The organism is Streptococcus sp. GMD5S, assembly GCF_000298715.2.
Taxonomy (GTDB): domain Bacteria; phylum Bacillota; class Bacilli; order Lactobacillales; family Streptococcaceae; genus Streptococcus.
The window spans coordinates 1-698 of record NZ_AJRG02000057.1; the positions used below are offsets into that span (position 1 = coordinate 1).

At 35.4% G+C, this 698-nt stretch carries 2 protein-coding genes; both read left to right on the top strand.

Annotated elements, in window-relative coordinates; translation table 11 throughout:
• Positions 1-489: S1C family serine protease (locus GMD5S_RS0209770; RefSeq protein WP_016893890.1), on the top strand; the 489-nt coding region annotated here is incomplete at its 5' end.
• 57 nt (positions 490-546) lie between these two features.
• The coding region (locus tag GMD5S_RS0209775) for a ParB N-terminal domain-containing protein (protein WP_029710693.1) at positions 547-698 on the top strand (152 nt) is incomplete at its 3' end.

Here is a 698-nt window from a genome sequence, read left to right on the forward strand (position 1 = left end):
GGTAACTCTGGTGGTCCACTTGTAAACATTCAAGGACAAGTAATTGGTATAACATCAAGTAAAATTGCAAGTAATGGTGGAACATCTGTAGAAGGTCTTGGTTTTGCAATTCCTTCAAACGATGCACAAAATATCATTAAACAGCTTGAAAGTGATGGTAAAGTAACTCGTCCTGCCCTTGGAATTCAAATGGTCAATCTATCAAATGTTGGAGCTAGTGATCTTAGAAAACTTAACATTCCAAGTGGCCTCACTTCAGGTGTAGTTGTTCGATCTGTTCAAAACAATATGCCAGCAAATGGACATCTTCAAAAATACGATGTCATTACCAAAGTTGACGATAAAGAGATTGCTTCATCAACAGACCTACAACACGCTCTTTACAATCATGCTATTGGAGATACTATCAAAGTAACCTACTACCGTAATGGTAAGGAGGAAACAACCTCAATTAAACTAGATAAGAATTCTAGTGATTTAGAGTCTTAATTGACATCAGTGTAAAGAAAACTTTACAGAAAGTAAAAGATATGTTAGTGTAGAATCATGGAAAAATTTGAAATGATTTCTATCTCTGAAATACAAAAGAATCCTTACCAACCTCGGAAAGAATTTGATGCAGATAAACTAAAGGAATTAGCTCAGTCAATCAAAGAAAATGGGCTTATCCAACCAATCATCGTTCGTCAATCTCCTTG